The following is a 12,544-nucleotide window of genomic DNA, read 5'->3' on the forward strand; positions in this document are numbered from 1 at the left end:
CCGACCCGGTACACCGCTACACCCTGCAGACCGCGGTCATCGGTGCCCGCCTGCTGGACTGGCCGGCCAAGCAGTTTTGAGAGCTGTCGGCAGTGTGAGGGTCACTGGTCCGGCGCGCCTTCAGGGCGGGCTGCATGTCGACCCCTGGGGTGGCTGAGCAGGTGGCGGGGGTCGGTGGCCCGCGTGATGGCCGTTTCGACGGCGGCGACGCGGTCGGCGAGCAGGCCCACGGCGGCGACCGCCCGACTGAGGGTGTCGTCACCGGAGCCGGCGAGGGCTTGGGCGCGAGTGTGGGCGGAGGTGATGACGGCCCAGCGGGCGGCCTGTTCCTCGGTGAGCGTGCCGCGCAGAGCGGCCAGCTTGAGCAGGTTGTCCTCGGCGCCGGTGGTGAGGGTCTGGGCCTCGCCGGTGTAGTGGTCGTCGATCACGGCGGCCAGCTCGGTGTCGTTCATGACCGGGGAGATGCGTGCGGCGATCTTGTTCATGTTGCGGTAGGAGCCCTGGAGCCGGAAGGGCGGTTCGGTGCGGGTGGCGTCGGTCTGGGCGGCGGAGGCGATGTAGGCGGCGTTGACCGCGAGGACCGTTGCGCGAGCGGTGAGCAAGTGGCGCAGCACCGCGAGGATCCGGTCGAGCTCGGCCGGGGCGTACGGATGGGTGAGCCGGTCGCGGCGGGCGGTCGCGTCCCCGGCGGCCAGGCGCACCAGGAGCTCGAGGTCCGCGCGCTCGCGCCCGGCGAGGGGGGCCAGCACCGGGTTCGAGGTGAGGGCGTTCTCGATGAAGCTGAGAGCGAAGGCGTCTTCCTTGCCGGTCAGGACGTCGCCGAGGTTCCACACGTCGGCGCGGTTGGCCAGCATGTCGGGAATGCGGAACCGCTGCCCCGTCTCGGTGTAGGGGTTGCCCGCCATGCAGACGGCGAACCGCTTGCCGCGTAGGTCGCGGCCGTTCAGGGTGCGGGTGGCGTCGCACAGTGGGATGAACTTCTGCAGCAGCTCCGGTGAGGTGTGCTGGATGTCGTCCAGGTACAGCAGGACGTTGTTGCCGGCCGCCAGCGCGAAGTCGATCTTCTCGATCTCGCGGCGGGCGGTGGCGTTCGGTGCCTCGGCCGGGTCGAGGGAGGTGACGCCGTGCCCGAGGGCCGGTCCGTCGACCTTCACCAGAATCAGGCCGAGGCGGTCGGCGACGTACTCCATGAGGGTCGTCTTGCCGTAGCCGGGCGGCGAGACGAGCAGCAGCAGACCGTGGTTGTCGGTTCGCTTGCCGTCCCCGGCGGCACCGAGCTGCTTGGCGAGGTTGTCCCCGATGAGCGGCAGGTAGACGTCGTCGACGAGCCGGTTGCGTACGAAGGACGACATGACGCGCGGCCGGTACTCGTCCAGGCGCAGCCGGTTCCGCTCGGCGGCGACGAGGGCGCTCCGGCGCTGTTGGTACGTGCGGAAGCCCGGCACCACCTTGGCCGTGAAGTCCGCGGTCCTTGCGAGGAACTCGTCGAGCCGCAGGGTCAGGCCCCCGCGGTCGATCCTCGGGTGCGCGCCGAGCAGGCCCTCCACCCGGGCCACGACGGACCCGTCCAGTTCGTAGCGGTTCAGGACCGGGCAGACCTCGATCGCCACGGCCTCGGCGAGGTCGCCGGTGTCGACGTCCTCACCGCAGGAGGCGGCGTACGAGGCGAGCCAGCCCTCCACCAGCCGCTGCGCGGCGGCTGTGTCCCCGTCGGCGAGCCGGTCTCGTACGTCCTCTTCGTACGGTGACGCGCCCACTGCCCGGCGGAACTTGTCGAGCAGCATGCGGGCCGCCGCACTCGTCGCGAAGGATTCGCCGGTCGCCAGCTCCTCGACGAGGTACTCGGCGGCGAGGCCGGACAGCTGCCCCGCCTCGGCCATTTCGGTTCGCAGCCCCTCCAGCGCGGGGGCCGTCCCGAACGTCTCCCGGGCCCGTACCAGCGACGCGGCCTGCCGCGCCCACGCCTCCCGGGCGTCGGCGGTGGTTCCGTGGGCCCAGAACAGCTGGGCGGCGGCGCGGTCGGCGGCCGGGTAACGCAGCAGCCCGGCCTGCTCGTGCAGCCCCAGCACGATGGAGAGGATGGCCGCCGCGTCGTGGTCGTGGACGCCGCGCTCGTACCCCTCGTCGTACGCGGCCTCGGCGGCCTGCCGGACCAGCCGTGCGAGATCCGCTCCCGCCAGAGGCTCGGCACCGTGCTCGGTCAGCAGCCGCGCCGCCAGGTATTCGGCCCGGTAGACCTCGGCGTTCTCGGACGGCAGGAGCTGGTCCCAGTGGGCGCTGGTGCCGGCGAACTCCGGGTCGGTCACCGGGCGCCGGTAGTCCGTGCCGGTCAGCGCGAACGCCATACCCCCGTGTGCGTCCGGCACGAGTGTGAGCTCCGGGGGCCGGGTGTTGACGGCGAAACGGTGCGTGCCGAGGCGGATGGTGTCGCCGCCGTCGGCGAACAGCTCGGTGCGGTCCCGCAGCGCGCGGCCGGCCTCCTGCCGGGCGGCCGTCAGCCGCCCTTCGAGTTCCTCCGCCCGCACCTGGTCGCCGAGTTCGCGCAGCTCGTCAGCGGTGCGGCGGACCTTCGCCGCCATCGGGTCGGAGGCGAAGTAGGTGTTGACCGCGTCGAGGCTGTCGAGGCCGGCTGCCCGGCGGGCGATCGTCTCCAGGACCCGCACGGCCGATGCGGCGAGGCGCTCGGTGCGCCGGGCGCGGGCGTCCTCGAGCGTCTGCTTGCGGCCCGAGAGGGCGTCATGGACCTCGGCGCGCTTGTCGGCGATCTCTGCGAGGAAGCCGTCGTGGTCGGCGAAGCGCGACTCCAGGGTGTCCAGCTGGAGCAGCAGCCGGGCGAGTTGGGCGTCGCAGGATTCCGGGGTGTCCGCCGCGGCCAGTGCGCCGGTGACCGACTGGGCGAGCAGCGCGAACTCGGCGGCGAACTCCGCTCTGCCCTCCTGGTCGAGGAGGTCACGGCGCCGGGCGACGAGGGTCGCGCGGGCGCGGTTCAGCCCGCCGAGCACCTCGGCGATCCGTTCAAGGATGGCGGTGCGCACGGTCGCGTCACCGATGTCCAGTCCGGCGACGACCTCGGTGAGGGTCTGCAGTCCGAAGACCTGCTCGTCCAGTTGCTCGGTGACCGGGGTGGCCGCGGCGGCCGTGGTGATCGCCCCGGCGTCCGTGGTGAGCCGTTCCGCCTCCGCGTGGTGGGCGGCGAAGGCGTCGTCGCGCTGGAGGAAGGCGACCGCCCGCTGCGCGGTGGAGACGATGTGGGTCTCCGCGTCCTGGGCGAGCGCGTCGATGGCTTCCGCGTCCGCGTACCGCATTTCCTTCAAGGTCACCAGGCGGCCCTGGGCACGACGCAGTTCGGTGATGCGCTCGATCCACTCCCCGGCTGTGGCGGGAGCCTCCCCGCGGCCCCGCCGCACCAGATGCCGGAGCTGCTGCGCCGCCTCCGCGAGCGCATCGGCTGCCTGCCGGGTCAGTGACTGCACGGACGCGAACTCCGCCAGCACCTGCTCGGCCGTGGCCCGCACATCGTCCAGCGGGGTGCGCAGGTCGCCGGCATCCGCGTCGCCCAGCCAGTGGAGGCGGTCGGCGGCCCGGGTGCAGGCGGCGACCAGCGCCTCGTACAGCTCGGCGGTGGCGGTGGTCTCGGCCGCCTGGCGGGCGACGGCGAGGCAGTCGGAGATGCCGCGGACCAGGTCGGCGTTGCCGATGCGGGCGAGCGGCCCGTTCTCCACAGGCGCGGTGTGGGTGTCGGCAACGTACGGCGTGCGCCAGACCTGCACCGGGTGCACGCGTGCGGGCTCGCCGGATTCCGCGCGCAGGACCGTGAGGGTGCCGTCGTCGAAGAGTGCGTAACCGTGGCAGGAGAGCGGTGCTGCGACCTCCTTGCGGATGAGGTTGTACGAGAGCAGGAGCGTGCGGCCCGCCGCCCGGGCGTGGAACGCGAACAGCACGTCCTCGCCGTTCGGCGACCGGACCGCGCGCTCGAACTCCAGGCCGGAGGTGTCCGTGTCGAAGGTCTTCACCGCACCGGTGGCGTGGCAGTAGCCGCCGGGGAAGACGATGCCCTGGTCATCGGGCAGCCGACGGCAGGCCTGGCCGATGCCGTCCAGCCGGACGACGGCCTTCGTGAGGGTGTTGAAGACCAGATGCCGCCAGGTCTCCTCCTTGTAGGGCCGGATGCGCAGCAGGACCAGGGTGCCGACGACCGCGTACGCCACCTCGGCGTCCGCGAGCGACTGCAGTGGCTCGTTGACCGGTTCGCTGTGGATCCCTTCGCCGGTCTCCGTGTCGTTCTCGGTCTTCACGGTGAGCGTGCCGCCAGCCGTCGTGACGAAGACCGTGCCGCCGGCGATCGCGATGTGCGGGTGGCGCCCCAGGATGTGGTCGTCCCGGGTCGTGTCGACCCAGGCGAAGTCGTGCGAGGCGGGGAAGACATGGTCGCGTTCGCCGCGGGCGTCGAGGAACCGGACCTCTCCGGAAGGGGACAGGGACCAGCGCAGGACACGGATGTCGTCGGCCTGCTCCCCGGTTCGGAAGACAGCCAGCAGCTTGCTGTCCACATGGCGGAGCTGAAGGAGCCGCGCGCCCTGGAAGTAGCGGTGCAGCGCGGCGTGTTCCCGTACGAAGTCGGGGTCCTCGAGCAGGCCGGGCACCGCATCGTCCGGCAGGCGGTTCAAGTCCCGGTCGTACAGGGCGAAGACGTCGGTGGCGGGGGCCTCGTAGCCAACGAGCAGCGCGTCGCCGACGGCGACGATGTCGCGGGGTACGACGTTGTGCTCGGTACGGATGCGCTCGGAACCGACCAGGGCGAGTTCGGTGGCTCCGAAGGCCTCCACACGGGCGGTGTTGAGGGCCTCGGCGCGCCGGGCCAGCTCGGCGGCTCGGGCAACGAGCCGGTCGCGCAGCACCTCGTACGTACCGGCGTCCAGGCCGCTTTCCGTCCCGGTCCCTGTCACTGTTCCGCTCCCTCGTATGGGTGAATGAATCCGGAGCTGCCGCCCCCCGCGCGGCAGCTCCGGAGGCTGTTGGGTCCGACTGTCAGTTCTTGGCGGTGCCGTTCAGACCGGCGAGCTCGGCGACCGGCATGTCAGCCAGGCCCAGTTGCCGCGCCTTGCCGATGAGCTCGTCCAACTGGGCCGACCCGGCCGGCATGAGCTTCATCAACAGGGCCGACACCGTCAGGTTCTGCACATCGGCGGTGGAGACGGAGCCGAGCACCTTCGTCAGGTCCTCGGTGAAGGACGCGGAGCCGTCCAGCCACGGCCCGGCCAGCGCCTGGGCGGTCCCCGAGTGCTGGACGAAGCCGTCGACGCTCTTGCCGAGCGAGATGGACTGGACGAGCCGGTCGAAGAAGACGGACTCGCCGCCGACGATGTTGATGTCGGCGTTCTCCAGGCCTGTGGCGAGCACCGTGGCCTGGGCCTCGGCGACCTGCCGCTGTACGTCCAGGCCAGCCAGCCGGATGTCCTTCTCGGCCTCCAGCCGCAGCCGGAACTCCTCGTGCGTGCGCGACGCCTCGTCGAGCGCGGCCATCGCGGCCGCCTTCTCGGTGAGGCCTGCCGCCTCGGCCTTCAACTTCTCGCCGATGGCGGTGGCCTCGGCGAGGGCCTTCTCGCGAATGCCGGCCGCCTCGGCGCGCAGCCGTGCCTCGGTGGCCTCGGCCTCCGCGCGGCCCGCCTTCTGGATGGCGTCCGCTTCCTTCTCCCGCACCTGGACGGCGGCCAGGCCCTCGGCGGCTGCTTCCGCCTGAATGCCCTCGGAGAGCCGGACCTTCGCACGGGCGTCCATGTCGGCGGCCTTGTGTCGGGCCTCGGCCAGCGTGAGTTCCTCCGCCGCCCGGTGCACCGCGGCCTGCTCGGCGGCCTCCGCGGCCTTGATGTCCTTGACCAGCTGCTCCTGCGCCTCCGCCTCGGCGGCGATGACGACGGCCTGGCGGTTGCGCTCGGCCTCCTCGACGGCGCGGAGCCTCTTGATGGACTCCTCCTGCTCGGCGACCGTACGGTCCACCGCGACCCGCTCCCGGATGACCTCGGCGATCTCGCGGCGCTCCGCCTCGACCTCCTTCTCGGCCGAGATACGGGTGAGTTCGGTCTCCCGGTCACGCGCGATGACTTCGAGCAGGCGGTCCTTCTCGATGCGCTCGTTCTCGATGGCGATGACCCGCTCGCGGTTCTTCTGCGCGACGGCGACCTCGCGGGCCTGGTTCTCACGCTGAACGCCGAGCTGTTCCTCCGTCTTGAGGAAGGCGCTCTGGGCACGCAGCCGCTCCTCCTCGACCACGCGGGCGGTCTCGGCCTCCTCGCGGGCCCGTACGGTCTCGATCTCCCGCCGCTGCTTGATCTCGGCGTCGGCTTGGCGGCGCTCCAGCTCCAGGATGGCCTCGCGGGCGTCGACGTTCTGCCGGGTGATCTCCTTCTCCTCCGTGCGCTGGAACTCATTGGTGCGCACGTGCTCGACGGCCGTCAGCTCCGTGATCTTCCGGATGCCCTGGGCGTCGAGGATGTTGGAGGCGTCCAGCTGCGCGAGCGGGGTCTGCTCCAGGTAGTCGATCGCCGCGTCCTCCAGGCTGTAGCCGTTCAGATCGGTGCCGATGACCTCGATGATCCGGTCCCGCAGTTCCTCGCGCTTGGTGTAGAGATCGGTGAAGTCGAGCTGCTTGCCGACGGTCTTCAGCGCCTCGGAGAACTTGGCGTTGAACAGCTCCTGCAGCGTGTCCTTGTCGCTGGCGCGGGCCGTGCCGATGGCCTGGGCGACCTTGATGACGTCCTCGACGGTCTTGTTGACGCGTACGAAGAACGAGATGCGGATGTCGGCGCGGATGTTGTCCCGGCAGATCAGACCGTCCCGCCCGGTGCGGGAGATCTCGATGGTCTTGACCGAGATGTCCATGGTCTCTGCCTTGTGCAGGACCGGCAGGACGACCTGGCCGGTGAAGGTGACGTCGACCTTCCGCATCTTCGACACGATCAGTGCCTTGCCCTGCTCCACCTTGCGGAACAGCCGGCTGATCACGAACAGCATGGCGACGGCGATGAGCAGGACAACGGCGACGAGCACGCCGATGCCCCAGGTGATGGCATCCATGAGTAATCCCCGGATCGAAGGGTGGAGGTGAAGTGGGTGAGGCGGGGTCAGCCGCGGGGGTCGAGCGCCTTGTCGAAGGGCGTGACCCAGAAGAACTCGCCGGCGTCGTCGTACGCGTACAGCAGCCCTGTGCTGCCGAGCTCCAGCCGGGCGCCGTCGTTCTGGCGGACCTGCACGACGGCGGTCGAGCCGTCCCGGGCGGCGACCTCCGCCTGGCCGAAGTCCGCGTCCACCCGCCCGGTGCGGATGGTGCAGGTCAGTCCGACGAAGTCCTGCCGGGACGGCCCGGGTTCATCGGGGAAGAGTTTGGCCAGTGGCCGTATGAGCGCCTGGGTAAGACGCCAGGAGCCGAAGAGTGAGGCGAACAGCAGGACGGCGTCGAGCAGGTGGAGCAGGGCGGTGGGACCGCCCGTGCGAGCGAGGAGCACGGACCCGGTGACGCTGCAGAACCAGGACAGGGCGATCAGCAGCGAGGCCGACACAGAGACGGGGACGCCACCGAGACTGAGGGCGTCGGTGTCCACGTCCGCGTCGAAGCTGTCGTGGTCGGCGGCGCCGAGCAGCACCAGCAGCCAGAAGACGATGACGACCATGAGGGCCGCGGTGAACAGCACGGCGGGGAAGGTGGCGGTGGCGTACAGGAACTCGGCCATGGTCCATCCCCCTTACGTCTTCCACGCGGCACGCTGCTTTCCGCGAACCGGCATCGTTTTGCCGTGCCTGGCTTCGGCCGCTTCATGCTGGCAGGGCGGCACGTATGTTCACATTGCCGTCGACCGGCAATCTTTACGCTCTCTAGATGCCGGTGGCCGACCCGCGGGGCCCGCAGAGCAAGCTCGTCCCCGCCATGGCCGTCATCAACATCATCGGCCTCTACTTCCTTGCCCCGGTCGTCAAGCGCGAGCTGAACTCGTTCCTCGAGTTCGTCCGTACCCGCAAGGCCGGTGAGATGGGCGAGGTCGACGAAGACCAGGAGCCGGTGAAGACCACTGTCTGATCGCCCCCTCCGGCGGCCCGGCTCCTAGAGCGGGTCCGTGCGCACCTCGCGCCTTTGGTGTGCATGGGCCCGCTCGTTCTGCGTTTCAGCACGTGAAGCGGCGTCTGGTGGGATCGCGGGCAGCCAGTTAGGGTGTCAAGAACGCGTCAGCGGCTGCCCAAGGCGGGCGGCATCGGACGTGGGGTGTGCCGGGAAGTCTGGTCGGCGTCCTAGGGCCTGTATGCCCTCACGTCGATGCCCCGGAGGACTTCCTGATGGCTGCTGCCCCGCGCGAGCGTTCAACCTTCCTCGGCCTGCTGCCATGGCGCGAACGCACAGCCGTGGCCCAGGCCCTGCGCACAGAAACGGTCGGCGGACTGGTGCTGCTTGCCGCCGCAGTGGTGGCGCTGGTGTGGGCTAACAGCCCGTGGAGCGGGGCGTACGAACAGATTCGCGACTTCCACTTCGGCATCTCTGCATTCGGGCTGGACCTCTCGGTCGGGCACTGGACCGCCGATGGTCTACTCAGCATCTTCTTCCTGGTCGCGGGCATAGAGCTGAAGCGGGAACTGGTCGTCGGTGAGCTGCGCACCCCCGCCACAGCCGCCCTGCCGGTCATTGCCGCGGTGTGCGGCATGGTGGTACCCGCCGCCTTGTACGCCGTCACCGCCACAGCCGGCGGGGGCCGCCTGGACGGCTGGGCCGTACCCATGGCCACCGACATCGCCTTCGCCCTGGCGGTCCTGGCCGTCCTCAGCACCCACTTGCCCTCGGCTCTCCGCGCCTTCCTGCTCACGCTTGCCGTCGTCGACGACTTGGGCGCAATCCTCATCATCGCGATCTTCTTCACCAGCGATCTGAATTTCGTGGCCCTCGGCGGGGCCCTCGCCGGGCTGATTGTCTTCTACGTCCTCCAGCGATTCCGCGTGACGGGCTGGTGGTGGTACGTCCCGCTCGGCATCGCCACCTGGGCACTGATGTACAACGGCGGCGTCCACGCCACCGTCGCCGGGGTGGCCATGGGCCTGCTCCTGCGCACCATCCGTGACAAGGGCGAGGCTGCTTCACCCGCCGAGCGGACTTCGCATCTGCTGCACCCGTTCTCGGCAGGAGTGGCAGTGCCGCTGTTCGCTTTGTTCGCCGCAGGCGTCGGAGTCTCGGCCGCGTCGCTGGGAGAGGTGTTCACCCAGCCGGAGCCGCTCGGGGTGGTGCTGGGTCTGGTGGTGGGCAAGACCTTGGGAATTTTCGCGGGCACCTATCTCGCCGCGCGCTTCACGCGAGCCCGGCTCAACCCGGACCTGGCATGGGCAGACGTCCTCGCCCTCGCCGTACTGGCCGGAATCGGTTTCACCGTCGCCCTCCTGATCGGCGAACTGGCCTTCCCCGACCCGTCCGACGCCGAACACATCAAAGCCGCGGTCCTCATCGGATCGCTGATGGCGGCGGGCCTGGCCGCACTGTTGATCAAACGCCGCAACGGGATCTACCGCCGCTTGTGCGAAGAGGAAGAGCGGGACGACGACGCCGACGGTATCCCGGACATCTACCAAAAGGCCGACTCCGTGCACGGCGGTGCCGGGGCCGACAGGTGAGGAGGCCCGTCATGCGCGCGCTCGACCTCGCCGAGCCCTACCCCCTTTGTGGCCACGTACGACGACGCAGTAACCACGGCCTGGATACAGGCCGAAAAGGGCTACCGGTGGTCCTGGTAATTGACGCCGAGGGACTCCCACTCCATCGTCCCCGGCTCCCAGCTCATACGGCAGTCCATGTACCCCTCGAGCAGCCGCTGCTCGTGGCCGTCGTACATGAACAGCACGACGACGCCGAAGTCGCGGAGCGCCTGACGGGGCTGACGGTCGCCGAATAGGCACCGCGCCGCCTCTCTACCTGCTCCCGCTGTCGGTCCTGACACACGCCCCATGGAGGTCGCCGCGATGATGGCCCACACATACAGTCCGCTGGTCGCCCTTGTCGAACGCGACGGTGGCCAGGTGACGCTGCTCGGCACGGTGACCGCCGCCAGGCTCATGCAGCACGACATCGGAACGCCGTGAACGGCCCCGTCTCGCTGTTGACGGTGGCCGTCGTAGCCGCCGCGCTGGTGATCAGGACTGCGATCGCCGAGCTTCGTGAACCGGGCAGCGCACGGGCGCAGTGGGCCTTTGCCATGAACGCCAGCGCGGTGTGTGCCGGCGGGGTGACCGCGGCTGTCCTGGGCTTCATCGGCTGGCGGTCGGACGGGTACGCCGCGGTGGCGTGGGCCGTCCTCGCCGGAGTGCTTGTTGCGTTCATCGTGGATCGCCGGCCACCCGCCGGCTGAACCGCTGGTGACCGGGCTTCTGCCTGGCACGCCCGTACGCTGCCCGTCCGCGATCATGCGACCCGTGTTGAGCGGGATTCCAGGGCCAGGGCCGACGAGGATGAACGCCAGTGTGATGGCGTAAAGGCCGAAGTTGCACTTGTTCTTCGTCGGTCTCCCCGCGGGCTACCGCTCGGCGAGAATCCGCTCGGGCGTGGGCGCGGCCGCGGTATGGGCGCGGCCGCGGCGCGGAAGAGCAGCACGGCCGCGGTGATGATCAGCGCCCAGAACAGGATCATGCTGACCGACATCGCGAACCAACCCGCTGACGTCGTCTCGACGGCGGCCGAATGCCGACCCTCTGACGGCGCTTCTCAGTCGATGTCGAGCACCTCTCGCATCGGGCGACGCGGTGTCGCGGGACCCGGCGGGCCGTATCCGAGTCGTAGCACCATCTGCACGTGGCCTGTTCCTGATACCGGATCGCGCAGCGGCCAGCGCAGGTCCGGCCATTCGAGGGGTTGGGTGACGAACGAGCTGGACAGGCCTTTCAGGGTGGCCAGCAGCAGGACACGTTCCATCGCCTGGCCGGCGCGCAGCCAGTCCTCGGGGCGGTCGCGTGCCGTGCTCAGCAGGGCCAGGTGAGGGTGGCGCTCGAACTCGGCGGCGTCGCGGCCGGCCACTGTCCTGCCGCCCGCGAAGTCGCGCATCGGCGCCTTGCCGCCGAGCTTGCGCGGCCCGAAGGCGTACTCGGGCACCCCTTCGGCGGCCGTGTCCGAGAACGGGACGCCGCTGTGGGTCCATTGCTGCAGGTCCTCGCCACTACCGCGATCGGTGAGGTTGCGGGCCTCGGCCTCCCGGGCGAGGTCCAGCACTTGCTGCAAGTGCCACCCGGTGGGGAAGGTCAGCGATGCGCCTTCGTTGCGCGCCGCGTCGCCGAGAGCTGTCCGCACGGCTTCGGGTATCTCCCTCTCCTCGAAGGGATATCGGCTCGTGTGCCGGGTGTGAATGGCCGGGTACAGCGCGCCGAGCTCGCTCTCACCGCCCTCCGGACCGGTCAACTGCACCGAGGCGAGGAGCTCCGTATCGCGGGGGTCCGGCAGCAACCGGGTCAGTGGATGCCAGCCTCCGTGCACGGCCGCGACGCGCAGGTTCAGCAGAGCGGCGCCGCACCCGATGTGGAGGGCACACAGGTCGGGGTCGGCATGCGGCAGGATGCGACGAGGATCAGCGCGCACGTGGAAGGTGCGGCTGCCCCGGAGGTAGCGGAAGTGCCATGGCTGGGCGTTGTGCATGGACGGGGCGGCGGATGCGTCGTAGACCAAGGCCGTCACATCGTCTTGGGAGAGTGGTTGTGCGCTCACGGGGAGCCTCCCGTCATCGATCAGACGCCTGTGTGCGGCGCCCGGTGAGGCGCTTGAGCTCGATCAAACCCAGAGTCGGCAGTCGCCGCCTGGCCATGGCTCGGTGTGGGCGCGGTCCGCCAGCTCTTGCACGGTTTCGGATTCCGTACGGCCTGGGCCGGTCCGACTGCCAGCAGGCTCCAGCCCTGGCTCATGGCCTCGTCGACATGGTCGACCTCGAAGGCAGATCAGCACCCCCCACCACGCAGACGGGCCGCCGAGGTCCCCAGCGCGGCGGCGAGTCATCAGCGTCGCCACGTTGGGCTCCGCCAGCCGCTCCTCGGGCTACGCGAGATATTCCGGGGACATGGCGGCGCGCCGGGCTGCCTCCGCACGCGTGAGCCCCCGTCGCTTGCGTTAGACAGCCACGCGCCTGCCGAGTCGCCGGGGCCGGGTGCGCGGTGGGACAGAGTCCTGTGGACACGGCCACCGCCTCCTTCGCTCCACTGGTGCGGCCTCCCCCCGGTTGGGTTCCTCCCAGAAGCTCATCCATGCGTGCGACCGAGCGCCCGGTCTCCCGCGAGCCGGTTCCAATGGAGGACCGGGCGGCTCATGCGGGAAAAGCCGCACCTGTCATGCCGGATAGGTAACCACCACTCGGCGAGCGCGGTGGTGGCTTGGGCGGCGGCTTTTCGCCACGTCGCTGCCGTCGCGGTGACCGCGATGCTCGCCGGGACGCTGGCGGTGGCCTGGGTGATGTTCCTGAACGCGCACGACCTCCAGGTCGTGACCATGGTCGTCGCGATGGCCGCGGTCGTCTCGCTCGCGACCGCGCTGCTGCTGGGCCGC

The 12,544-nt window shown here is 70.2% G+C and carries 8 protein-coding genes and 1 pseudogene; 4 read left to right on the plus strand and 5 right to left on the minus strand.

The window, feature by feature from the left end; genetic code table 11:
• Positions 1 to 101: 101 nt before the first annotated feature.
• The 3 genes from STSP_RS30760 to STSP_RS30770 form a co-directional block, all read right to left on the minus strand.
• Positions 102 to 4,946: a DNA repair ATPase gene (locus STSP_RS30760; protein WP_198547466.1), complete on the minus strand. Its 4,845-nt coding sequence runs from the start codon at positions 4,944 to 4,946 to the stop codon at positions 102 to 104.
• 82 nt (positions 4,947 to 5,028) lie between these two features.
• The gene (locus tag STSP_RS30765; RefSeq protein WP_067284296.1) at positions 5,029 to 7,074 is read right to left on the minus strand and encodes a flotillin family protein; all 2,046 of its coding nucleotides are present in this window, start codon (positions 7,072 to 7,074) and stop codon (positions 5,029 to 5,031) included.
• A 47-nt stretch (positions 7,075 to 7,121) separates the two neighbouring features.
• The gene (locus tag STSP_RS30770; protein ID WP_067284297.1) at positions 7,122 to 7,727 is read right to left on the minus strand and encodes a hypothetical protein; all 606 of its coding nucleotides are present in this window, start codon (positions 7,725 to 7,727) and stop codon (positions 7,122 to 7,124) included.
• Between the two features lie 146 nt (positions 7,728 to 7,873).
• On the opposite strand from STSP_RS30770, the gene STSP_RS30775 reads away from it, so the two are divergent.
• Entirely contained in the window at positions 7,874 to 8,071 is a 198-nt protein-coding gene (locus tag STSP_RS30775; protein ID WP_067284298.1) for a hypothetical protein, read from the plus strand.
• A 254-nt stretch (positions 8,072 to 8,325) separates the two neighbouring features.
• Positions 8,326 to 9,642 carry a Na+/H+ antiporter NhaA gene (gene nhaA, locus STSP_RS30780; RefSeq protein ID WP_067284299.1) on the plus strand — a complete coding sequence of 439 codons (1,317 nt, stop codon included), beginning with the start codon at positions 8,326 to 8,328 and terminating at the stop codon, positions 9,640 to 9,642.
• A 101-nt stretch (positions 9,643 to 9,743) separates the two neighbouring features.
• Here nhaA and STSP_RS30785 read toward each other — a convergent pair whose 3' ends face one another.
• A complete protein-coding gene (locus STSP_RS30785; RefSeq protein WP_157902940.1) occupies positions 9,744 to 9,965 on the minus strand; it encodes a hypothetical protein in 222 nt (73 codons plus the stop codon).
• Positions 9,966 to 10,103: 138 nt separating this feature from the next.
• Here STSP_RS30785 and STSP_RS30790 point away from each other — a divergent pair, with 138 nt between their 5' ends.
• Positions 10,104 to 10,373, plus strand: coding sequence for a hypothetical protein (locus STSP_RS30790; protein ID WP_067284301.1), 270 nt, complete (start codon positions 10,104 to 10,106; stop codon positions 10,371 to 10,373).
• Positions 10,374 to 10,726: 353 nt separating this feature from the next.
• Here the strand turns inward: STSP_RS30790 and STSP_RS30795 are convergent, their stop codons facing one another.
• Positions 10,727 to 11,716, minus strand: coding sequence for an Acg family FMN-binding oxidoreductase (locus STSP_RS30795; RefSeq protein WP_408646388.1), 990 nt, complete (start codon positions 11,714 to 11,716; stop codon positions 10,727 to 10,729).
• Positions 11,717 to 12,307: 591 nt separating this feature from the next.
• Between STSP_RS30795 and STSP_RS40555 the strand changes: the two are divergent.
• Positions 12,308 to 12,544: pseudogene (locus STSP_RS40555) on the plus strand (hypothetical protein); the annotation flags it as partial.

It is taken from the genome of Streptomyces jeddahensis (assembly GCF_001642995.1).
In the GTDB taxonomy this organism is placed as follows: domain Bacteria; phylum Actinomycetota; class Actinomycetes; order Streptomycetales; family Streptomycetaceae; genus Streptomyces; species Streptomyces jeddahensis.

Excerpts from the sequence above, each read along its gene's own strand:
- STSP_RS30765 (WP_067284296.1), bottom strand. The coding sequence starts at position 7,074 with ATGGATGCCATCACCTGGGGCATCGGCGTGCTCGTCGCCGTTGTCCTG.
- STSP_RS30770 (WP_067284297.1), bottom strand. The coding sequence starts at position 7,727 with ATGGCCGAGTTCCTGTACGCCACCGCCACCTTCCCCGCCGTGCTGTTC.
- STSP_RS30775 (WP_067284298.1), top strand. The coding sequence starts at position 7,874 with ATGCCGGTGGCCGACCCGCGGGGCCCGCAGAGCAAGCTCGTCCCCGCC.
- nhaA (WP_067284299.1), top strand. The coding sequence starts at position 8,326 with ATGGCTGCTGCCCCGCGCGAGCGTTCAACCTTCCTCGGCCTGCTGCCA.